The organism is Paenibacillus sp. FSL K6-1566 (assembly GCF_038050475.1).
GTDB classification, from domain to species: domain Bacteria; phylum Bacillota; class Bacilli; order Paenibacillales; family Paenibacillaceae; genus Paenibacillus_AQ; species Paenibacillus_AQ lactis.
In genome coordinates this window covers 6,248,083-6,270,103 of sequence record NZ_JBBOSR010000001.1, presented here as the reverse complement: position 1 = coordinate 6,270,103, position 22,021 = coordinate 6,248,083, and the positions used below count along the sequence as shown (strand labels likewise).

Below are 22,021 nucleotides of genomic sequence, written 5' to 3'. Positions count from 1 at the left end.
CGCGCTCCTTTTCCTATTGAAAAATAAAAAAAGCGTCCTAGTCCATATGGGACGAGGGACGCTTATGCGCTCGCGGTGCCACCCAAATTGATTGAACCGTACCTGCGCGTATAACATGCCGCGGGCCCTCGTTCAATCCTCTTGATTCCGCGGTAACGGGCGGACCCGGTTAACTTAGGGGACGGTGCGCCTTACAATCAATCGGCTGCCCGGTTCCCTTGGCGAAAACGCCTCCGAGTTGGATGCTCTTCATCGGCCTGATGCTGATATTGTTGTACAGTATACCGCAAGAGGAGCCTTTTATACAAGAGGCGGCACGCCGAAAAATTACATCGAAGCCGCCTGCTGCCCGGCCTGCCGCTTCTTCCAGAAGGGAGGCTGATCGGCGTCCCAGCGAAAGGTCAAGACGGCCGCCACGAGGCACAGCATCGTAAATCCGATCAGGATGGCGAGCGGCAGCCAGAGGCCGGAAGCATTTCCTTGAGGCTGGACGGCGATGCCCATGGCCTCCACCAGATAGTGAAACGGCTGCAGATGACCGATGGTTACGACCCATTGCGGAGCATGGTTCAGGGAGTAGAAAGCCTCGCTGGTAAACAGCATCGGAAAGCTCATCAGGTTGGAGATCATGTTGACGTTGCCTTCGTCTTTTGAGAGATTAGCGGCAAGAAAGCCGAGCGCGGTAAAACACACGGTACCGACCAGCAGGACGGTCAGAATCAGGGCTAAGCTGAGCAGATTCAGCTTCACTCCAAGGAGCACAACGCTCATCAAGGTTACGCATGCACTGACGAGGAGCGCCAGCACGGTGCGGGAGCCTGTCATCGCAGCTACGAACGAGGCGGTACGGAACGGGGTGGCGCGCAGCAGCTTGTAGACGCCCCGGTTGCGCTGAGCCATCACGTTAAAGGCCGTAACCATCGTTGCTCCGAACAGGATGTTGGTCGTGAGCACACCGCTCAGCAGGCGGTACGAATAAGCTCCGTCGTTAAAATAAAGCCCTAGCCCCGCCAGCATTGCAATGGGAAAGACAATGTTCCAGACAAGGGTATGGGTATCGCGGAAGAGTGCCCGCAGCATGGTGTTCATGATGGTAAGCATAGAAATTCCTCCTTTATGGTTTTCGTTTCGGCGCGAGGAGCCATAGAAGAGAGGGGCGTTAGCGGGTCCCGCTCTCTTGCCAGGTTCGTTTACGTTGCTTGTGGATCCGCATCCGTCAGCCGGATGTACAGCTCCTCCAGACTATCGACCTGGTAACGGTCCAGCAGTTCCTCCGGGGTGCCGGAGGCCCGGACCCTTCCACCGCTGATGAGCACCAGCCGGCCCGCCAGCTTATGCACCTCCTCCATGTCATGGGACGTGAAGACGATGGATGCGCCGGACTCGGCCAATGAGCGAATAAGCTCCCGAATGTCCCGGCGTGCCCGAGGGTCAAGTGCGGCCGTCGGCTCATCCAGCACGATCAGCTTCGGATCATGCACCAGGGCCATCGCGATCGCGAGCCGTTTCTGCTGGCCCCCGGAGAGCCGCAGCGCATCGGTTCTCGCGGCCTCCTCCAGACCGCAGCGGCTCAGCTGGCGCATCAGCTCCGAGTCCGGGAGACGCAGGCCGTAGAAGGCTGCGAACATCCGCAGGTTCTCGAGCGCGGTGAAGCCGGGAAAGAACGGGGTCGACTGCAGCTGCAGCCCGATATGGCGCGCGGGCTCCTGCGTCCAGTACAGCACGCGTCCGGCATCCGGACGGCGGAGCTGAAGGACCAGATCCAGCGTCGTAGACTTTCCTGCGCCGTTCGGCCCGATGATTGCCAGCACCTCCCCTTCCCGGATAGCCAGATCCACGCCGTCTACGACGGTGCGGGAGCCGTAGCTTTTCGTCAATCCCGAGGCTTGAATCAAGGTTTCCGTATGCATCATCTACATCCTCCTTATATTAACCAATGTTATTTATCCAATGTTGGATATGTGCCGTAAATGAAAGCCGCAGTCTGAACTGCAGCTATCCTGAGGCACTTATTCCTGCAATAAGTCCATGATGTTTCGGAGAAAGGCGGCATCCTGCTCGAGCAGCGAGATGGCGTTATCGAAGGTGGCCATGGCGATCTTGGAGAGCCCGTATTGTCCCTTGATCTCCTTGCCTGAACGCCACTGGGCGAGCGATTCCTCGACCTGCCGCAAATTTTGCTCCAGCAGCTCCAGCGCCTCCGGCTTCGGAATGCTCTCGATCCAGATGAGACCGAGGGAGAAGTCCGATTTGACCGAGTGCGGGGGCAGGGTCAGCGTTTCGCGGATCATCTGCTGGAACAGCTCTTCCCCCGCGTCCGTAATGCTGTATATTTTACGAAGCCGGGCGCCGGTGCGCTCCTCCGCGGTGGCCACAATGAGGCCGTCCTGCTCCATTTTATTCAGCGCGTAATAGATCGAGCCGGATAAAATATTCGTCCACAAGTCCATGCGGCTGCTCTGAATGAGCTGCTGGATCTCATATCCGTGCATGGGACGCTGGCGGAGGAATGAGAGCAGAATCAAATTGGTCATGTCGGTCACTTCTTTCGAATGAATTGAGACTCCTTGTAATATAAGGGCGGAAAATAAGGGATCATCCAGAATCCAATATCCAACGTTGGATATTCAACTAAGGTGATTATATGGAGAATGAAATCATTTGTCAAGATGTGATCGGGGGAAGACTTCTTTTTAGAGGCCACCGGGGTAGTCTCCAGTTACCAGACCATGGTGCGAGATTGAAACGAACACTACCCCGAGCACTTGCGGTGGAAGCCCGTCTGTTGTCCGCGGCGATGCTTTAAAGCATATCCTATGCTTTATCGAGGCAATGATACTATAATAGGGGCATACCGTGTTGAATCGGAAGCTGTCATCAGGAGGATTGGGATTGAACGAATCATTGAAGCGGGAGCATGACATCATCAAGGTCTGCCTGTTGGCAGGAAAAATCATGCTGCAGAGCGGAGCGGAGACATACCGGGTGGAGGACACCATGATGCGGATCGCCGCCTCGTTCGGTGTTACGAACAGCCACAGCTATATGACGCCGACGGGCATCATCTTTTCCGTGGAGGAACCGCAGCATATTACGCGCTTGATCCGGATTTCCGACCGGACCACGAATTTGGACAAGATTGAAAAGGTCAACAGTGTGTCGCGAAAAATAAGCCTGGGTGAATTGACGATTGAAGAAGCGTATCAGGCTCTTCAGCAGATCGAGCAAGAACCGTCCATCTATCCCAACTGGCTGCTGATCCTGCTCTCGGCCGTCGCCAGCGGCTGCTTCTTGATCATGTTCCGCGGCATTTGGGCCGACTTCCTACCGGCTGCGGTAGCCGGAGGGCTTGGTTTTACATGCTTTGTGGTGATGCACCGGGTCATTCCGGTCCGGTTCTTTGCGGAATTTTCGGGTGCGCTTGTCATTGGCATCGTCTCGGTATGGCTGGTCAATCTCGGGATCGGGCAGGAGCTGGATACGATCATTATCAGCTCGGTTATGCCGCTTGTGCCCGGGCTGCTCATCACGAATGCGATTCGGGATTTGATGGCCGGTCACCTGATTTCGGGCTTGTCCAAGGGGGCGGAGGCCTTCGTTACGTCGTTTGCCATCGGAGCGGGCGTGGCGTTCACGCTTTCATTCTAGCCGAGGGATGTGGGACATCCCGGATCGGTGGTTTTAATCAAAATCCATAGAGTAGAGGAGGATGGCCGTGATCGGCTTTTATATCCAGCAGCTCGTGACGAGCTTTATCGCTTCCGCCGCCTTCGGCATGATCTTCAACGCGCCGCGGAAAGCGCTGCTGCAATGCGGCTTTGCCGGGATGGTGGGCTGGCTGCTCTATATTTTGCTCCAGGATATGGCGGTCAAGCCGGTGACGGCCACGGTGGTGGCGGCCTTCTGCGTCACGATGATCAGCCACTTTTTTGCGAAGAAGTACAAGACCCCCATCATTGTCTTCAGCGTATCGGGCATCATCCCGCTCGTTCCGGGCGGGGTTGCTTACAATGCCCTCCGGCATGTGGCGGAGAACCAGTTCGATCAGGCCGTGCAGCTGGGGGCGCAGGCCTTTATGATCTCGGGCGCGATCGCGCTCGGGTTGCTGCTCTCGGAGGTCATCAACCAGGTGATCCGAAAATGGTCCGTTATGCGGTGAGCTGGGCTCTTTAAAATAAAGCGCGGTGCATAAGAATCCACCGGAATGTTCACTTATCCCCATCATGCAGCCGCTCCAGCAAACCCAGCTCATAGCCTTTAGAAACCGCACCAATCCTCGTCTTGACACCGAGTTTCCGGTTAATGGCCGTCATGTGGTATTCAACCGTCCGTTGACTCATCAACAACGCCGTTGCAATTTCCTTGTTTGTTTTCTCTAACGCGATGTGTTTTAACACCTCCCGTTCCGTCGGTGTCAACTGGTCGGTTCTGGGGAGAGCAGTCATCCGCTCCGATACCAACCGGTGACCGAGCAGGCTCTGCCGAATGGCATTCATGATTTGCGGGTAGGTCGCTTGCTTGGACAAATAGGCATGCACGCCGATCTCAAAAGCTTTATGTACATATTCGTCATACTCGTATCCCGATAATACGATCAGCTTGACTGAAATGCCATAAGTCCGTTTTAGCTCCTCCAGCACCTCGAATCCGTTCATGCCTGGCATCGAGATATCAATAACGACGACATCCGGATGCAGCAATGCGATTTGAGACAATAGTTCGCGAGGGTCATTGAATGTTCCGGCTACACGAATATCTGATTCCCGCTCAAGTCGATTTTTCAACCCCTCCATGACTAGTGGATGGTCATCCAGCAGTACCACCTTGATGGGCTGCTCCATGCTTTGAACTCCCTTCCTGCTTCGGCAGCCAAACGTGGACGTTTGTCCCGCGCCCGGTTGCCGAGTCAATATCGATATCACCCTTGAATTGTGCAACCTGGCTTCCGATCGTGGCGAGCCCGAATCCGCGCCCGCCTGCAGCAACCGGATCTATTCCGATGCCGTCATCTTTGATTTGACAGTGGACCGCGTCATGGGTTTCCCATAAACGTATAGTCAGATTGTCCGCCTTGGCGTGTTTTAACGCATTGTTTGCAAGCTCCCGCACAATACGAAACAATGTGATCTTGTATAACGGAGATAGCGTTTCCGGCAGCCCATTCACGAGATTAGTCGTCGGCCCGCCATTCTCTTTAATCGTACGCATCAGCCAGCGCAGAGCGTCGCCCAGTCCCGCTTGATCGACGATATGTGGATACAAATCATCACAGAGCAGGCGGATGTCGCGCTGTGTATCGTAGAGACATTTCAACCAGATTGCGGTGTGCTGCTTGCTGCATTGTTGCGTATCATGCAATTCTTCCAGATCGCGGGAGAGAAAAATAAGGTTTTGCAAAACATGGTCATGCAAATAGTATGACGTTCGAACCTGCTTCGCTTCTTGCGCTTCCACTAGACGGTATTCGGATTGATCCCCGGTCAATGTGCCGCGTGCTTGACGCAGCTCATCAAGCAGGGCAGTGTTCGTCAGCAAACGAACGGTTTCCCGTCTCACCTTATCGATTAACCCGAGCTCCTCCGAGGTGAAAACGGTTCGGTTTTTTTTCGCGCCTAATCCCAAATAGCCTATGATCGGTTCGCCGGGTTGGACAACAAGGTCCAGCACCTGTTCGAAACCGTGTCCTGACAGCGCCTCCCGCGGAATTGGCTTGCCTGCATCGGCGAATTCCGTGATTTCCGCAAACCTCCCCGTTCCGTAGATGACGGCTTCAGTATCACGATTCCAGACAAAGCACAACCCCTCTATTTCCGTTACGCTATGGACAAGCTCTGCAGGCATACGCAGCAGGTCGCGGCTATTGCGGTGTTCTGCAAGCCGGATTGACATCTCCAGCCGTTGTCGGTCAAGCCGGTCTTCACGCCGCTCCCGTTGTCGCTTGATGCTGTTGATGCTCATCTGGTGCATCAGCACAAGGATAAGGAATGCGCCGCATAGCACAAGCGTTGTTTTGGAAGCGCTGCTGCGAATGAGAGCAGCGATCAAAATGAGCATCAGCCCGATATACAAGCTGTGTATGGCCAGTCGTGGAAGATAGGAGCGCATGTCGACCAGCTTCTGTCGTGCCAATAGCCACAATACGGAAGCTGGGAGGATCACAAGGCCGGTCAATGCCGTATCCGGGGGCATCATAAATTCACCCCACAGCAAATCGGGCAGCGCGCACAGGAACAAATAGGGCAAAAGGCTGAAGGCCAGCGCGGCCGCAAACGTGAGCAGGCTGTTTTTCTCGGCACGGTCCATCGCTTTCCAATAGGCAGCCGCAATAGCGAATATAGCTAGAAGTGTTGCGAACAGCCCCATATGGATGACGCTCCGGGTCCAACCTGGAATAACGCCCAGTGAGAAGATGATCAGGGCATACGCGGCGAACAATGCGGCCATCACACGGTATAAGGCCAGCACCAGGCCGATCCACCGGTGAACAGATCGGAATACGAAAGAGATGAAAAAAGCCAACAACAGGTAAGGCAACGAGCTCGCCACCAACGGCATAATCCATCCGGTCAGCGTGTTCTCCGTCGAGTATACGGACAGCAGCGTCGCTGCCATGGATACATTCAGCGCATAAAACCGACGGACCATATGTGACTCGGGCTTTTTCCGGTAAGCCACCAGTCCGATGGCAAGCAGCGCCAGCTCCGCGCAACCGGTGAACAAACCCTTGTACACGTCTGATGATTTTGCGCTATTACGCATTTCAATCGTGCCCAATCCATCACGCATGAACAGAAGCGTCCCCGATTGCTTCAAATATGACTGGCTGCCGAGCTCGATCATATCAATTGGTGCTTTGCCATCCACCGCGACGAGCTGATCCCCGATACGAACGCCCCATTGCGCTGCATGGCCTGCATGATCGACGGATGATACGATCCATGCGCCACGATCCTCGCGGAACAATAAACCGGTATATGGATTTTGAAGCGTAGCGACATGGATGTAGGCCGCTGCAACAAGGTATAAAAGGGCCGTTCCGTATATGACCCAGTTGTATTTCCGCAGAATAGTCGACAAGCTGCAACCCCCTTGCTGCCATTGTACTATCTTTTTTGCTGTGGATGAACGACAAACAGGTTTGTTTGCGTCACACCCCTACCAGATAGAGTGTAATGGCTCCCCACAAAAAGTTGGTGAACAGATGGAACAGGATGGCTACATAAATATTTTTCCGCAGCTTGACTAAAATTTCGAATGGAGTAACGATTGCCAGAGGCAAGAGGGCCCAGTTGATGGGAGCCTGCCACATGTGGTAGAAATAGAAAATGAAGGAGATCCACAGCCAGTCAAACTTTAAGCGCCCCACTTTACGCAGCAGATAGCCACGGAAATAAATTTCTTCCCCGATGAAATTGCCGACAAGGCCGACCAGAAGCAGCGGTAACGGGAAATCGTAATATCCCTGGTTGAAAATATGCCATTCTCCCATATGAAGCGCAGAAAACCCGTTCAACCACTCAAACAGCGGTGTATACACATATCTCATGTAAGGCAGCGAAAGTATTGTGAACAGCACAGTCAAGAGGGGCAGAACGGTCAGTATGCCCTTCAGATCGAATTTTCCAAAACCAAGGTAAACAAGGGACTGTTTGAACGACAGCCCGTCTTTGAAGCGGAGCATCAAAAAAGGAAAGAGCATATGCCATCCGATCGACATCACGACGAGAGCAATAAACTGTACATAAACAGAGGATAGACCCGTCCACTTCATGATCGGCTCACGCAACGGAAAGGTGAACAAGTACGCGATCAGACCGGGGAGAAGGCCAAGGAACAGATAGAACGCAATGTGCTTCTTCGTCTTGGCTTCGTATGAGCGTACGAAACGGACATAATCAGGATCAGACAAATTGAAGAAATGAATAATTTTCTGATAGAACGTTGACGGCATTTTAGGCATAAGAATAACCCTCCACATAAGGATACCAATTCAATGGCTGTTTATGTTCCTTATTATAGAGGGCTTAGATGAGGAGGAAATCCGTATTCCCCAACGATTCCGGGGGGGAAGCACGCCGAATTTTTTGCGTGATCACGCAGCGGATTTTTGCCGGCCAACGTGGAATGAATTGAACTCGTGCCCAAATCAACCATTTATTTCACCATGATGCTCATATTGCCTGATCCAATTTAAAAAGATAGAATGTTCGATCCCCAGGGATCTCACAATGGATTTCAAGCTTTATCGCACATGTTAACGAGGACGAAGGCCTTAGCTGCTTTTTTTTTGGGGAGGATCCTAATTATCAATTAAATCAATAACCTTAAAGATATCTTTGGTTAAAGTTGAAATAGCAGTCGTGTATTCGGATTTCGTAACAAATTCCTTAGGATAGCTCGTAATATTATACAGACTCACATCTTTTGTAGATTCTGAAGTTAATTGAGTGCTTATTTTCGCGAGTAATTCTTTTATCTCTTCCCAGTTCTCAGGGAGTTTTGCGTTATTCCGTTGAGTAAAGAAATATCTGTTTAATTTATAGATCATCGTTTGCAAATTTTTATTCGTTTCAACAATGTTATGAAGCTCATGATTATAATCATTGCTGTCCAAACCTTGGATTAACACTTCTAAATTTGAATAGTAATCAGTACTGTTTCCTATTAAAAATCCCTGTGACAATAAGAAGGCATCATTTGGTTTACTATACTTATCATTTTCTAGCTCCAATAACAATCTATACGTGCTTTGAATACGACTCGAATAATCCGTAAATATATTGTAGCTATTGTTATTGTCGTGGATCGGTTGAGAAGTTACAGGCAGTTTGTCCCCACCAACTCGGTTGGATACAACAAATTGGAGCAGGTTTGAAATCAGTACAAGTACGGTAGTTATTATAATCCACTTTAGTAAGTATCTTTTCTTCATTTCACTTCCCCCTTATCTTGCATTTGTTTTGCCTTTCACCAGACAAGAGCAGCCCTTTATCATTTTGCCATTCGCTTCATATATTCCTTTTTATTGTCTTCTCTGCAACCTGTGCCTTATAATCATCATGCATCAATTGAAAACGCATTCGCGTGGGAATGGAATCGAATTCATTCATAACCGTAACCAATCATGTAACCATAACCAGACATCAAAATGAGGCTAAGTAGCTGAAGCATAAGCCGTATTTTACGCGGGGAGAGGGAGGTTCCTATGCAGGAGCTTGCGCTCCATCTGTTCGAACGGATGGGCATGCTGCTCATCCTTGCCTTTATATTGACCCGAATTCCGCTGTTCCGCCAATTACTCGATCGGAAGGGGATATCGGGCGTTCAAAGCGTGTTTTACTCCTGCCTCTTCGGGCTCTTCGGCATTCTAGGCACGTATGCCGGGGTAGTTGTGGAGGAGGGGGGCATCAGCACCTCCTTTTGGCTGATGCCTCTGACGAAGGATCAGGCGCTGGCCCATGCCGCCCTGGTCGGCGTTGTGATCGGAGGATTGATGGGCGGTCCCCGAGTCGGCTTCGGCGGAGGTCTTCTGGCGGGAGCGCATCTTCTCTATATGGGCGGCTATACAGGACTGGCAGGTGCCATTACGGCACCGCTGATCGGCGTGCTTGCCGGCGGCGTCGCCCGCTTCTTCGCGCAGGAGCGGGTGGTCTCCCCGGCGAAGGCGCTGTTTGTCGGCATGTTTGCCGAGGTGCTGTTCATGGGTGTCATCCTGATCTGTGCTGAAGATTCCCTAAAGGCGATCGAGCTCGTAAATCTGATCGGTCTGCCGATGGTACTGACGAACAGCATCTCGATCGCCGTGTTCACGACGATGCTGCGGGTGGCGCTTGCCGAAGAGGAACGGGCCGCGGCGTACGAGACGGAGAAGGCGCTTCACATCGCCGAAGCAGCCCTTCCTCATCTGAAGCAAGGATTGACGTACCGGACGGCACAGGCGGTGGCCGATCTGCTGCTAAGGGAGCTCAAGACAACGACCGCCGTCGCGGTCACCGACACCGAGCGGCTCCTTGCCCATGCGGGGGCAGCCAGCCGGACCATTGAGCCAGGAGAAGAGATCAGCTCCTCTATGGCGAAAAAAGTGATCGCAACCGGCGAGCTCCACGTAGTGGATCATGCCGAGGATATCCAGCCGCAGCATCCGTCGCTCGGCGCCGCGATCCTCGTCCCGATGCTGGAAGGAAGCCAGATCGTCGGCGTCATCCAGCTGTACTTCAAGCGGCCTCAGGATATCGGGCGGGTCGAGCTGGCGATGGCCCGGGGGCTGGGCCAGCTGATCTCTTATCAGCTTGGCGCCACCTCCCACGAGAATATGGCCAAGCTCATGAAAGAGGCGGAGCTGAAGCTGCTCCAAGCCCAGATCCACCCGCATTTTCTGTATAATACGCTGAATGCGATTCACTCCCTGATTCGCTCGGACCCGCAGCTGGCGAGGCATGCAACGATGCAGCTGGGCGCGTTCATGCGTCTGAATGCCAAGCTAATGGCCTCGCGTGCCACGACGGTCCGCGAGGAAATGGAGCTCTTGCGTGCCTACCTGGACATTATTCAGATCCGGTTCGAGGACCAGTTCAATTTTCATTGCGAGCTTGAGCCGGGACTCGAGGAGCTGCAAATACCGCCCGCCACGCTGCAAATGCTGGTCGAGAACAGCATCAAGCACGGCCTGCGCAATACGGCCAGCGGCGGTCTCATTAAGCTCACGCTCAGGCGGGACGGGGATATGGCTGTCGTCCTGCTGGAGGACAACGGCTCAGGCATATCGCCGGTCTTGCTCGAGCGTCTCGGAGAACGGCCGCTTCACGAGAGCGGCGGGACGGGAATCGGCATTTACAATATCAATCAGCGGCTTATGGGAATGTACGGCCGGGAAGCCAGGCTTATCATCGAAAATGTTGCGGAGGGCGGATTGCGCATATCGTTCCGCATCCCCTGCAGCGTATTGGAAGGGAGTCGTTGCCGTGAAGCGAATTAAAGTGATGATCGCTGAAGATGAACGGCTGGCAAGGGAAGAGCTGGCCTATTTGCTCGAGCAGGAGCCGGATATCGAGATGCTGCCTTATGCGTCTAGCGGAAGGGAACTGCTGGAGCTCGCTGCGCAGTGGCAGCCCGATGTCGTATTCCTCGATGTCCATATGCCGGAGCTGGAAGGCCTGCAGGCTGCGCGGATGCTCAAAGCCTCGCCGCACTCGCCGCTTATCGTGTTCACGACCGCTTATGACGAATATGCCGTTGAGGCATTCGGCCTGAATGCGATCGATTATTTGCTGAAGCCATACAGTCATATCCGCTTTAAGGAATCGCTCGAGCGGATCCGCGCCAGGTATGCCGGAAGTCAGGGACTGTCAGGCGCGACTGTGCCTGCAGCCGTCCATGCACGACCGGGGGGTCTGCAGCCGCCGGAAGCCAAGGCCGGCAAAATGAGCGGATTGCTGCTTCTGGACGACGGCGACAAGCATGTGCTGGTCGATCCCGAGGCGATTCTTTACGCCGTTAGGGAAGAGCGGATCGTCGCCATTCACACGGCGGAAGGACAGCGGATCATGAGCAAGCAGACCTTGCAGGAGCTGGAAGAGCGACTGACCGGCTATTCGTTCTTTCGGCCGCACCGGAGCTATCTGGTGAACGTGAACCGCATTGCCGAGCTGTCGCCCTGGACGAACGGGGCTTATAACATTGTCATGAAAGACGAGTTGCGGACGGTGATCCCGCTATCCAGAGAGGCGGCTAAGGATTTATTCCGGCTGCTGCGAAAAGCGTAGACCTTTAACGCCACCCGGACTCATGGAGCGTTCCGTCCCCAGTGTTAGGGCAGAATGCATTTCGATGCAGAGTTGCTTCTCTGGGCGACGGCAGCACGCGCTCCATGCAGTCACTTCCCCCTGCGTCGGCAGCACACACTCAATGCAGTCGTTTTCACCTGCGTCGGTAGAATGCATCTGATACGGGAATGCTTCCCCTTGGCGTCAGCTGAATACGTGTTCGATCACGCTGAGCCATTTCCCCCCCCCTGTATCGGCTAACGCTTCACGAATGTGAATTTGCCGTCTGGAAAGCGGTGGTAAACGACACTTTCCAGACGGCAAATTCGGCGTTTCGCGCAGCTCATCCGACGCTTTGCGCAGGAGCGGTAGTAGGAGCCGCGGCTGCCGTATATAATCGATTTAAAGCGCTTACAATCGAAAAGGCGCAGGTTAATCCGAATTTCCGCCATGGATGGAGGGGAAAGTAATGGAAGCGAAGGAAAAAGGCTATACGGAAGTATGGCACTCGGACAAATTCAAAACGCTGCTCTCCCGCAAGAAACGATTCATTGTCCCGATGACGGTATTTTTCCTGCTGTTTTATTTCGCATTGCCGATTCTTACGTCATACACCGACGTGCTGAATCGTCCGGCCGTAGGACCGATCACGTGGGCCTGGGTGTTTGCGTTCGCGCAGTTCATCATGACTTGGGTCTTGTGCATCCTATACTCCCGCAAGGCTTCGCAGTTCGACCGAATTGCCGATGAGATCAAAAAGGATATGGGGGCATAGGCATATGGCGATTGCTTTGTTTTGCGGTATTGTGCTGCTGACGCTTGTCATTACGTATTTCGCTGCCAAAAAGACGACCAATACGAGCGATTTCTACACGGCGGGAGGAGGACTCAAGGGCTGGCAGAACGGCACGGCCATCGCCGGGGACTACATGTCGGCGGCATCCTTCCTCGGCATCGCCGGCTCGATCGCGCTGGTCGGCTTCGACGGCTTCTTCTATAGTATCGGCTTCCTGGTCGCTTATCTGGTCGTGTTGTACCTTGTGGCCGAACCGCTTCGGAATCTGGGCAAGTATACCGTAGCGGATATGATCGCCGCCCGCTTTGCAGACAAGAAGGTACGCGGCGTCGCTGCGCTCAACACGATCTCGATCTCCATCTTCTATATGATTGCGCAGCTGGTCGGCGCGGGGGCGCTGATTAAGCTGCTGCTCGGTCTGGACTACGTGACGTCCGTACTGATCGTCGGCGTGCTGATGACCATCTATGTCGTGTTCGGAGGCATGCATGCCACCAGCTGGGTGCAGATCTCCAAAGCGGTGCTGCTGATGGCCGGAACCTTCATCATCTCGATCATCGTATTTGCGAAATTCGACTTCAGCCTGACGAATATGTTCGAGCATATGAAGACGGCCACACCGCTGAAGGAGGCCTTCCTGAATCCCGGCAACAAGTACAAAATCCCGCTTGAGACGCTCTCGCTGAACCTGGCGCTCGTGCTCGGCACGGCCGGATTGCCGCATATTTTGATCCGTTTCTTCACCGTCAGAGACGCGAAGACGGCTCGCAGCTCCGTCGTCTACGCCACATGGATCATCGGCATCTTCTACGTGATGACGATTTTCCTCGGCTTCGGTGCTGCTGCCTTCGTCGGGGCGTCCGATATTACCGCAGTCGACAATGCGGGCAACATGGCCGCCCCGCTGCTGGCCAAGGTCATCGGCGGCGACTTCTTGTTCGCCCTCATCTCGGCCGTTGCCTTCGCTACGATCCTCGCGGTCGTAACCGGCCTCGTGCTGTCGGCGGCATCGGCGTTCGCCCACGACTTCTACGGGCAAATCCTGCGCCGCGGAAGCGCATCGGAGAAGGAGCAGCTCAAGATGGCGCGTTATGCGTCGATCGGCGTATCCGTCGTCTCGATCCTGCTGGCCCTGTTTGCGCAGAAGATGAACGTCGCGTTCCTCGTCTCGCTTGCTTTTGCGGTCGCGGCCAGCGCGAACCTGCCGGTTATCCTGTTCACGGTATTCTGGAAAAGGTTCAATACGGCCGGCGCGATCACCGGCATGCTGACCGGACTGATCAGCACGGTTATCCTCGTCGCGCTCAGCCCGAACATATGGGATCCGGCGGGCAAGGCCATTCTGATCGGGGAGCCGCTGTTCCCGATGAGTAACCCGGGCATCGTCTCCATTCCGCTCGGATTCCTGGCCGCCTACGTCGGCACATTCCTATCCTCCTCCAAGGACGATGCGAAGTATGCCGAAGTGCTGGTGAAGGCGAATACGGGCGCATAAGCAGCGCCGATTGTACTTCATATGGGCTCAGATTTCAAAAAAGGGTGGTCTTCTATCTGCATTTTAGCAGGAGGATCACCCTTTTTTTGTCATCTTATCGTAAAATGATAGAAGGAGCTTATGCGTATATGAATAAGGAGGCCTGGTACGTGAACATATCCGGCATCGTTTTTTTTCTGGCGATCGTCATCGGGACGCTTATGATGACGTATTACGCTGCGGGAAGGACAACCAGCACGAACGATTTCTACGCGGCAGGCAACCGGCTGAACGGCCTCCAGAACGGGCTGGCCATCTCGGGCGACTATATAAGCGCCGCGTCCTTTCTAGGCATTGCGGGCTCGATTGCGGTGTACGGCTTTGACGGATTTTTCTATTCGATCGGATTTCTGGCCTCCTATGTGATTGTGCAATACCTCATCGCCGAGCCGCTTCATAATTTGGGCCGGTATACGATGGCGGATGCGGTTGCGGTCCGGTTCAGAGAGAGACGGCTGCGCGGATTAATCGCGCTCAATAACCTGATGATCACGGTCTTTTATATGATTGCCCAGCTGGTCGGAGCAGGCTGGCTTGTCCATTTGCTGTTCGGCCTGGAGACCTCATGGGCCATCGTGCTTGTCGGCGGTCTGATGACCGTATATGTTACCTTCGGCGGCATGCTTGCAACCTCCTGGGTGCAGATCGTAAAGTCTATTCTGCTGGTGAGCAGCACGCTAATGATCAGCCTTATCGTGCTGTCACGGTTTGATTGGGATCTGTTGGGGCTGTTTGCCTCCATGGAGCATGGAACACCGCACAAGGAACAGTTCCTGAAGCCGGGGAATATGTTCGATCACCCGCTGGATATGATCTCATTCAACATGGCGCTGGTACTGGGCACGGCCGGACTACCGCACATCATTGCCCGCTTTTATACGGTTAGGGATCCGCGCGCGGTTCGGCTGTCGGTGAAGACGGCGACCGTGACGATCAGCATCTTCTACGTGATGACGATCTTCCTCGGCTTCGGGGCGGCCGCCTTCGTGGATTGGTCCGCGCTGTCGGAGCGGGTGGAGCTGGCGATTCCGCTGCTGGCCAGCGCACTCGGGGGCGAGTTTCTCATGGCATTCGTATCGGCGGTCGCGTTCGCCACGATTTTGGCCGTGATCTCCGGTCTCGTGCTCACCGCCTCATCGGCCTTTGCCCATGATGTGTACAGCAGCATTTTCCGCAGCGGGCAGGCGAGCGAGGCGCAGCAAATGAAGGTGGCCAAGCTGTCTGCAATCGTGGTCGGCACGGCTTCCATTGTGCTCGCGCTCGGAGCGCAGAAGCTGAATGTCGCCTTCCTTGTTTCGTTTGCCTTCGCGGTTGCGGCCTCGGCGAACTTGCCCGTGCTGCTGTTCACCCTATTCTGGCGCGGCTTTAACGCCTTCGGCGCGATGGCGAGCATTACCTGCGGGCTGGTATCGTCCCTTGCGCTCATCGCGATCGGCCCGAACGTCATGGACCCGGTTACGGGCTGGATCCGGGCCGAGGCGATATTTCCGCTGAAGCATCCGGGGATCGTCTCGATTCCGATCGGGTTCGCCGGCGGCATCCTCGGCACGCTGCTGGCACGCAGAACCAGCTCGAGGGGACAGTTCGAGATCATGCAGACGATCGCTCATGTCGCCCCGGACGAGATCCGAACGCGGGAAGCAGGTTGAAAAGGACTAAGGGGATTCATGACCGGAACAATCAAAAGACGCCTGAAGCGACAAAGAGACTTGAAATTATGAGGATTGGCAGGGGATAACGTGAAACGGGACTACGTCATTGTGATGGCGCCTGACTCTTTCAAAGAGAGTTTGACAGCCAAGGAAGTATGTGAAGCGATGGAACGCGGCATCAAGAAGGGAAGTCCGGATGTCACCTGCATTCATGTGCCTATGGCGGACGGCGGAGAAGGAACGATGCAATCCCTCGTGGATGCGACAGGTGGTACGGTTTATACCCGAAGGGTGACGGGTCCGATGGGGCATCCGGTAATGGCCTCGTACGGCATTTCCGGCGACGGCAGCACCGGCATCCTCGAAATGGCCAGTGCCAGCGGGATTCATCTCGTGCCGCCGGCGGAGCGGAATCCGCTGGCGGCGACGACCTACGGGACGGGGGAGCTGATCAGAGCCTGCCTGGGCCACGGAATCCGCAAGCTGCTGGTCGGCATCGGCGGCAGTGCTACGAATGATGGCGGAGCCGGAGTAGTGCAGGCGCTGGGCGGCAGACTGCTGGATGCGGAAGGCAAGGAGCTTGACTATGGCGGAGGGGAGCTGGGGCGCCTTGCTAGGGTTGACTTGTCGGGCTTCGATTCCCGTCTTCAGGATGTGCAGGTGGAGGTTGCTTGTGACGTCACGAACCCGCTTTGCGGGGAGACGGGGGCCTCCAGCGTGTTTGGGCCTCAGAAAGGGGCGACTCCGGATATGATCCGAATTTTAGATCGCAATCTCCGCCATTATGCCGAGGTGATTAAGCAGGAGCTCGGCAAGGATATTGCAGACGTACCGGGTGCCGGGGCCGCGGGCGGACTGGGCGGAGGTTTGATGGCCTTCCTGAACGGGAACCTAAGGAAGGGGATCGAAATGGTCGTCGATTTCACCGGACTGGAGGACAGAATCCGGCAGGCCGATATGGTATGGACCGGAGAAGGCGCGATGGATTTCCAGACGCAGTACGGCAAAACGCCGCTTGGCGTTGCCCAGGTTGCGAAGCGGCACGGCAAGCCGGTCGTGGCGCTGGCTGGGCGGGTCGGCGACGGAGCCGAGGTCCTGTACGGCCTGGGAATTGATGCGATATTCGGGATTATGCCAGGCGCTTCCACATTGGAGGAGGCGCTGGCGGGCGGGAGGCGGAATGTGGAGAGAACCTCGGAGAATATCATCCGCCTGATGCAGGCGATGAACCGGAGATGATCCTGGCCGGTTGGCCGGCTGGATTGGCATTCCGTTTGAATTTAGCCTAGCAACCGTGTGCAACTCCCGGTGCGCACTTTAGTGATGACTTCCTGCACGATGTTCGTCCTCGCCCGGACGACCTGATATGTTAACAACAGCAGGGGCAGCTTCTTCTTTACGGGAGAGGCTGCCCCTGCTGCTTCCTGCTGCTGTTATGCTGCCCGGGTTATTTAATGCCGATTCGCATGCGGTAGCTGAGCATGAGCGGAAGGGTTCGTTCCTGGAAATACTCCTTCACCATCGCTTGGAATGATGCGATCTTCTCGTGAAGCTCGGGTTGATTTAACTTGAAGACGGTTTGGATGGCGCCTTGGCTGACGGCAAGCCCGGTGTAACGGTCTGCGGTAAACGGCTCGACGTGATGGAAAACGATTTCCTTGGAGAACCGGAACAGTCCGCTCTCCCGGATATGCTTCAAATGCTCGTTTTTATCCCCTTTGTATGCCTGGTCCTCCGGATTGACGCGGCGGTCGATGATGTCATCGGCCAGCCGGATCAGCTCATGATAAGCATGCTCGATTCTCCAGGTGAGGCTGGGCGGCCAGTCACAGTCGTAGGCGGCGAATACGCCCTCCTCGCGCAGCACGCGTGCGGCCTCCTTCAGCGTACTGGCAGGCTCCATCCAGTGAAAGGACTGGGAGCAGGTAATGATGTCCGCAGCCCCATCCGGCAGCGCCAGCTGATTCGAATAGCCGGAGACGAAGGTAATGGCGCCCGATTGAGCATGGCCGTCAGCCCCCTGCTCCGTGAGGGACTGCAATTTGGCGAGAGCCTTTCCCCGCATATCATCGTTAGGCTCAACGCCGATAATCCGGTCCGCAGCGTCCTTCCATACAAAAGACGACAATCCGGTCCCGCAGCCCAGATCGACGACAAGCGAAGGTCTGCGGCTCAGATATCCGGTGAGCAGGGTAACGACCTCCTCCGGCGCCTCCGGGCGGTGCCGGTCATAGGTGTCTTCGAAGCCGCTAAAGCGCTGCACGTTGCTGACACGGTTGCCTTCGGGAACGGAGTCCCCTTGCCATATTTCGGTCAAGTCCTTGGTCATAAGCGATTCATCTCCTTTTTCGTTTCTCGATGGAACTGGCTGCTCATTCGTTTGTAACTATCTTATCATAGCGGAGGAACATATTTACAGATGGAGCGGGGAGTGGGGCGCGCCGTTGGTAAACAGGGGTTCATCCCTAAAGGAGGGGGACATGGCCTTAAGCAGCTGGCGGCCCGGGTGGGGTGGTGTGACAGGAGGTCCAGCATGTACAATAGAGGAATTAGAAGATCAGGGTGGCAGGGAACCGGTCACAGATGATTTTACCGGCAAGCATACCATATTGATGTGGATGCATGATCCCGATAGAGACAAGCGACCCGATGATAGGAAGAGGGATGAGCATGACTGGGCAATCAGAACGGAAAGGGATTTTCTTTGATGTAGATGATACGTTATACGACCATTTGGCACCGTTTCGGGATGCACTGCAGGCGATTGTGCAGCCCCGGGAATCCTTCCCATATGAAAAGGCCTACCACCGGATGCGGTATTACAGCGACCGGTTATCCGAAGAGCTTGGAGGGGCCGGTACGGCGGCTTACGGGGACGCGGTTGAGGATATGAGAACCCGCCGCTTTCAGCTGGCCTTGGCGGAGTTCGGGATACAGCTGACCCGTGAGGAAGCCGAAGCGGTTCAGCGGGCGTATCTAGGACGGCAATATGAGATTACCATGTTCGATGGCGCTCGCGAGCTGCTTCAGACATTGAAGGATGCCGGGCATCTTGTAGGGTTAATAACGAACGGGCCGGCAGACCATCAGATGAACAAAATTACGGCCATGAAGCTGGGGGATCTGATTCCGCAGGAGCGCATATTCGTATCCGGGGCGGTCGGATGGGACAAGCCGGATGCCCGGATCTTCCGTCACGTGAACGAACGGACGGGGACCATGCCGGAACGCTGTTATTATATCGGAGATTCCTGGCGCAATGACGTGGTCGGCGCCCTGGCGGCCGGCTGGCATGTCATTTGGTTTAATCACCGTGGGGTTGAGCCTGAATCGGAGCATAAGCCCCATCATGTGGCGACCAGCTATGAGGAGCTCGGACGTATGCTTAACGGGCTTTTAGGTTCTTAAGATACTCTCCTCTTTATATCTCGAAACATTCCTCAAGCGGCGGTCCAGAGGGCTGCCAGATAAACCGCACCGTGCGTGGGTGTCAGCGCGCGGTGCTTGGCTCATATGAAAGTAAAAGGCTTCGTTCTTCCGGCATCGCTGGACGAATCGGGTTGAAGAGACAGCTCATATTTTTACGATATATATTCAACCAAATGGTTGACTTTTAATTTGCGATCCCCTATAGTTAACCATATGGTTGAACATAATGATGAGAAACAATTGGATCATATCTTTCACGCGCTGGCCGATCCGACCCGGAGACAGATGGTTCGGATGATCGCTTCGCGGGAACGGACGGTGTCCGAGCTGGCCGAGCCCTTCGACATGTCGCTGGCCGCCGCTTCCAAGCATATTAAGGTGCTGGAGCGCTCCGGCCTGCTGGAACGAACGGTTCAGGGCCGGATCCATACCTGCCGGCTCAATGGGGATGTCATGGCCAGGGCGCTTGAATGGCTTCGATTCTATGAGCGCTTCTGGACGCAACAGTTCGACGCGCTGGAGCGCGAGCTCTATAAAGCGAAGAAGGAGGAGCATTAAAGGGTTGCACCTCGCTCGAGGAGGTAACGATGGTAACAGGAAGGCCTGATGATTTTGAATGCAGAAAGGGATGAGTTCCAGCTATGGAGAATGCTTCGACAACGACTCTGGTCATGAAGCGCATATTTCAAGTGAGCCCCGAGCGGGTGTTTGACGCCTGGCTGAATCCGGAAATGATGCGGAAGTGGCTATTTACGATGGAGGCGACCAATAAGATCGCCAGAAACGAGCCTCATGTCGGCGGCACTTGGGAGATAGTCGACCATCGCGGAGGGAAGGATTACCGGGCGATCGGAGAATATCGGGAGATCGATCCGCCCCGCAGGCTGGTCTTCACCTTCAGAATGCCGCAATTCAGCGATACCGAGGATATCGTCACCATCGAGCTGAAGCCGGTTGAGGAAGGCTGCGAGATGACGTTTACGCAGATGATCGTCGTGCCGCATGAGGAAGGCTGGACCGCGGAGGACGTGGAGCGGGCGCTGCATGAGTACAACAGCTCTTCGGAACACGGCTGGAGCCTGATGTTTGGAGGGCTGAAGCAGCTCTTGGAGACGGGTACGATCGAATTTCCTTCATAAAGACCTGATGGTTGGAGTTTTCCCACCACGCGCAAATTGAGAAATAGGGCAAGGATGGGTGTTTGAAAAGACCGCAAGCTGCTTTAGCCGATGTTATCCATTCGATAAGAAGAGGGGTTTGAAAGATGAACAAAGCGACGCCGTTTTTGATGTTTCAAGGGAATGCGGAGGAAGCGATGACGTTCTATACGTCCTTGATTGAGGATTCGGAGATCACGAGCATCACGCGGTACGGTCCCGGACAGCCGGGAGAAGAAGGAAGCGTCATGCACGCCGTCTTTACCTTGAAGGGACAGCCCTTCATGTGCATCGACAGCAACGTGAAGCATGACTTTACGTTCACGCCTTCGTTCTCCATCTATCTGACCTGCGATTCGGACGAGGAGATCGATCGGCTGTATAGCCTATTGCTGGACGGCGGAGGACCGTTGATGCCGCTGGGCAATTACGGCTTTAGCCGCAAATTCGGCTGGATCGTGGACAAGTTCGGCGTATCGTGGCAGCTGGATCTTCCGGCTGAAGCTTAATATTGCCTCTAAGCTTGTGCGAGAAGGAGCTTCTTTCCGCAATTCTTTGCAGCCTCAAAGCCGCCAGATGTGTTGACATGCGACGTAGGCATTTTAGCCCCAGGCTTGGCCTTTCCATAGGAACCTTCATGTGATTTGAATGCCACAGAACCGCCCGGGCGCTTAGCCCGGGCGGTTTTTTAGTGTGATTTATAGAGGATGATGGCGACCGAAGGACCATTTTACGTACGTGCCCCACTTGCAATTCAATGGCTCATCCAATATGTAAATCCAATCTCACATCGAGCAGCTATCCCCCCTATTCGGTATACTGCTTCCTGTATTGCAACGGGGATATGCCAAAGCGTGCCGAGAATCGGCGCGTGAAATAGGGAGGGTACTGGAAGCCGACATGCTCGGCGATGCGGGACACGGGCCAACGGGTGGTCAGCAGCAGCCTTTTCGCTTGATCCAGGCGATACTGCAGCAGGTATTCGGACGGCGTCACCCCGTGGGATTCCTTCATGCAGCGCGTCAGGTAATTGTAGTGAAAATGAAGACTCTCGGATAGACGGCCATTGCTGATCGGTTCCCGGTAATGCATTTTGATGAACGATTCGATTTGTTCGGCCACCTTGCGTGCACGGGATTGCTCCTGCCCGGCCCTTGACTGGTCCAGCAGCTGCATGAGCTCGATAAACAGCGACTGCTCCCTCCATAAGGCAATGGAGCGCGGCTCCGTCGCGAGGAGGTGGAGCGATTCGAACAGCTGATAGGCTTGATCCGGGTATGGGACATGAGCCAGCTTCGGCAGGAATATGCTGTGTGAAATGCTGCCTGAATGTGTGGGACTATCCGCTGCCGCTTGAAAATGCAGCCAGTAAAAATAAGTCTCCTCCCTGCATGCCTGCACCGCATAGTGATAGGCATCCGGCAGCAGGATGACCAGATCTCCCGCGTGCAGCTCCCACTGCTCCTCCTCCTCGCCGAGGTACAGACAGCCGCTTCGCACGAGGATGAGATCATATACGCCAAGATTTCTCCGATTCGGGTGCTGATCCCCTGCGGCATACAAGGTTGAACCGGATTCAAGGTAGTAGGGCGGGGGCAGGGATGGAATGGATAGAATATTCGAATCGGCCAGCTCAATCACCTCAATGCATGTGTGAAATCGTATAAAAAACTGGGTCATATCCTTTATCG

Annotated in this window: 21 protein-coding genes; 12 read left to right on the top strand and 9 right to left on the bottom strand. The window is 54.7% G+C overall.

Annotated elements, in window-relative coordinates; all coding sequences use genetic code 11:
* Window positions 1-327 precede the first annotated feature (327 nt).
* The 3 genes from NST08_RS28080 to NST08_RS28070 form a co-directional block, all read right to left on the bottom strand.
* Complete coding sequence (locus NST08_RS28080; RefSeq protein ID WP_251535799.1) at window positions 328-1,101, bottom strand: ABC transporter permease; 774 nt, start codon at window positions 1,099-1,101, stop codon at window positions 328-330.
* 89 nt (window positions 1,102-1,190) lie between these two features.
* The gene (locus NST08_RS28075) at window positions 1,191-1,913 is read right to left on the bottom strand and encodes an ABC transporter ATP-binding protein (protein WP_251535798.1); all 723 of its coding nucleotides are present in this window, start codon (window positions 1,911-1,913) and stop codon (window positions 1,191-1,193) included.
* 96 nt (window positions 1,914-2,009) lie between these two features.
* Window positions 2,010-2,534 carry a PadR family transcriptional regulator gene (locus tag NST08_RS28070; RefSeq protein ID WP_007128943.1) on the bottom strand — a complete coding sequence of 175 codons (525 nt, stop codon included), beginning with the start codon at window positions 2,532-2,534 and terminating at the stop codon, window positions 2,010-2,012.
* Window positions 2,535-2,892: 358 nt separating this feature from the next.
* On the opposite strand from NST08_RS28070, the gene NST08_RS28065 reads away from it, so the two are divergent.
* Together NST08_RS28065 and NST08_RS28060 are read left to right on the top strand one after the other, a co-directional pair.
* Window positions 2,893-3,648 carry a threonine/serine exporter family protein gene (locus NST08_RS28065; RefSeq protein ID WP_144878589.1) on the top strand — a complete coding sequence of 252 codons (756 nt, stop codon included), beginning with the start codon at window positions 2,893-2,895 and terminating at the stop codon, window positions 3,646-3,648.
* Window positions 3,649-3,709: 61 nt separating this feature from the next.
* Window positions 3,710-4,159: a threonine/serine exporter family protein gene (locus tag NST08_RS28060; protein WP_034272385.1), complete on the top strand. Its 450-nt coding sequence runs from the start codon at window positions 3,710-3,712 to the stop codon at window positions 4,157-4,159.
* Window positions 4,160-4,208: 49 nt separating this feature from the next.
* Here the strand turns inward: NST08_RS28060 and NST08_RS28055 are convergent, their stop codons facing one another.
* The 4 genes from NST08_RS28055 to NST08_RS28040 all read right to left on the bottom strand — a co-directional run bounded on the left by NST08_RS28055 (window position 4,209) and on the right by NST08_RS28040 (window position 8,932).
* Window positions 4,209-4,841, bottom strand: a complete 633-nt coding sequence (locus NST08_RS28055; RefSeq protein WP_341342561.1) for a response regulator transcription factor — start codon at window positions 4,839-4,841, stop codon at window positions 4,209-4,211.
* Window positions 4,807-7,077: a sensor histidine kinase gene (locus tag NST08_RS28050; protein WP_341342560.1), complete on the bottom strand. Its 2,271-nt coding sequence runs from the start codon at window positions 7,075-7,077 to the stop codon at window positions 4,807-4,809. Before NST08_RS28050 ends, NST08_RS28055 begins: the two co-directional genes overlap by 35 nt.
* Window positions 7,078-7,147: 70 nt before the next feature.
* Window positions 7,148-7,960, bottom strand: a complete 813-nt coding sequence (locus tag NST08_RS28045) for a CPBP family intramembrane glutamic endopeptidase (protein ID WP_341342559.1) — start codon at window positions 7,958-7,960, stop codon at window positions 7,148-7,150.
* 339 nt (window positions 7,961-8,299) lie between these two features.
* Window positions 8,300-8,932, bottom strand: a complete 633-nt coding sequence (locus NST08_RS28040; RefSeq protein ID WP_144878593.1) for a hypothetical protein — start codon at window positions 8,930-8,932, stop codon at window positions 8,300-8,302.
* 273 nt (window positions 8,933-9,205) lie between these two features.
* On the opposite strand from NST08_RS28040, the gene NST08_RS28035 reads away from it, so the two are divergent.
* From NST08_RS28035 to NST08_RS28010, 6 genes are all read left to right on the top strand, one after another.
* Window positions 9,206-10,975 carry a LytS/YhcK type 5TM receptor domain-containing protein gene (locus tag NST08_RS28035; protein ID WP_210094057.1) on the top strand — a complete coding sequence of 590 codons (1,770 nt, stop codon included), beginning with the start codon at window positions 9,206-9,208 and terminating at the stop codon, window positions 10,973-10,975.
* Entirely contained in the window at window positions 10,962-11,762 is an 801-nt protein-coding gene (locus tag NST08_RS28030; protein WP_210094056.1) for a LytTR family transcriptional regulator DNA-binding domain-containing protein, read from the top strand. Before NST08_RS28035 ends, NST08_RS28030 begins: the two co-directional genes overlap by 14 nt.
* Window positions 11,763-12,231: 469 nt before the next feature.
* The gene (locus NST08_RS28025; protein ID WP_007128934.1) at window positions 12,232-12,537 is read left to right on the top strand and encodes a DUF485 domain-containing protein; all 306 of its coding nucleotides are present in this window, start codon (window positions 12,232-12,234) and stop codon (window positions 12,535-12,537) included.
* A 4-nt stretch (window positions 12,538-12,541) separates the two neighbouring features.
* Window positions 12,542-14,053 (top strand): solute symporter family protein, encoded by a 1,512-nt coding sequence (locus NST08_RS28020; protein ID WP_007128933.1) that lies wholly within the window; start codon window positions 12,542-12,544, stop codon window positions 14,051-14,053.
* A gap of 128 nt (window positions 14,054-14,181) precedes the next feature.
* Entirely contained in the window at window positions 14,182-15,741 is a 1,560-nt protein-coding gene (locus NST08_RS28015; protein ID WP_341342558.1) for a solute symporter family protein, read from the top strand.
* Window positions 15,742-15,831: 90 nt separating this feature from the next.
* The gene (locus tag NST08_RS28010; protein ID WP_341342557.1) at window positions 15,832-16,983 is read left to right on the top strand and encodes a glycerate kinase family protein; all 1,152 of its coding nucleotides are present in this window, start codon (window positions 15,832-15,834) and stop codon (window positions 16,981-16,983) included.
* A gap of 208 nt (window positions 16,984-17,191) precedes the next feature.
* Here the strand turns inward: NST08_RS28010 and NST08_RS28005 are convergent, their stop codons facing one another.
* On the bottom strand, window positions 17,192-18,073 hold the full coding sequence (locus NST08_RS28005) for a methyltransferase domain-containing protein (protein WP_144872571.1): 882 nt from the start codon (window positions 18,071-18,073) through the stop codon (window positions 17,192-17,194).
* Between the two features lie 341 nt (window positions 18,074-18,414).
* On the opposite strand from NST08_RS28005, the gene NST08_RS28000 reads away from it, so the two are divergent.
* From NST08_RS28000 to NST08_RS27985, 4 genes are all read left to right on the top strand, one after another.
* A complete protein-coding gene (locus tag NST08_RS28000; RefSeq protein WP_007128928.1) occupies window positions 18,415-19,152 on the top strand; it encodes an HAD family hydrolase in 738 nt (245 codons plus the stop codon).
* A 261-nt stretch (window positions 19,153-19,413) separates the two neighbouring features.
* On the top strand, window positions 19,414-19,731 hold the full coding sequence (locus tag NST08_RS27995; RefSeq protein ID WP_244152668.1) for an ArsR/SmtB family transcription factor: 318 nt from the start codon (window positions 19,414-19,416) through the stop codon (window positions 19,729-19,731).
* 83 nt (window positions 19,732-19,814) lie between these two features.
* Window positions 19,815-20,312, top strand: coding sequence for an SRPBCC family protein (locus NST08_RS27990; protein ID WP_341342556.1), 498 nt, complete (start codon window positions 19,815-19,817; stop codon window positions 20,310-20,312).
* Between the two features lie 125 nt (window positions 20,313-20,437).
* The gene (locus NST08_RS27985; protein WP_028404052.1) at window positions 20,438-20,839 is read left to right on the top strand and encodes a VOC family protein; all 402 of its coding nucleotides are present in this window, start codon (window positions 20,438-20,440) and stop codon (window positions 20,837-20,839) included.
* 298 nt (window positions 20,840-21,137) lie between these two features.
* Here the strand turns inward: NST08_RS27985 and NST08_RS27980 are convergent, their stop codons facing one another.
* Window positions 21,138-22,010, bottom strand: a complete 873-nt coding sequence (locus NST08_RS27980) for a helix-turn-helix transcriptional regulator (protein ID WP_232239221.1) — start codon at window positions 22,008-22,010, stop codon at window positions 21,138-21,140.
* Window positions 22,011-22,021: the final 11 nt, after the last annotated feature.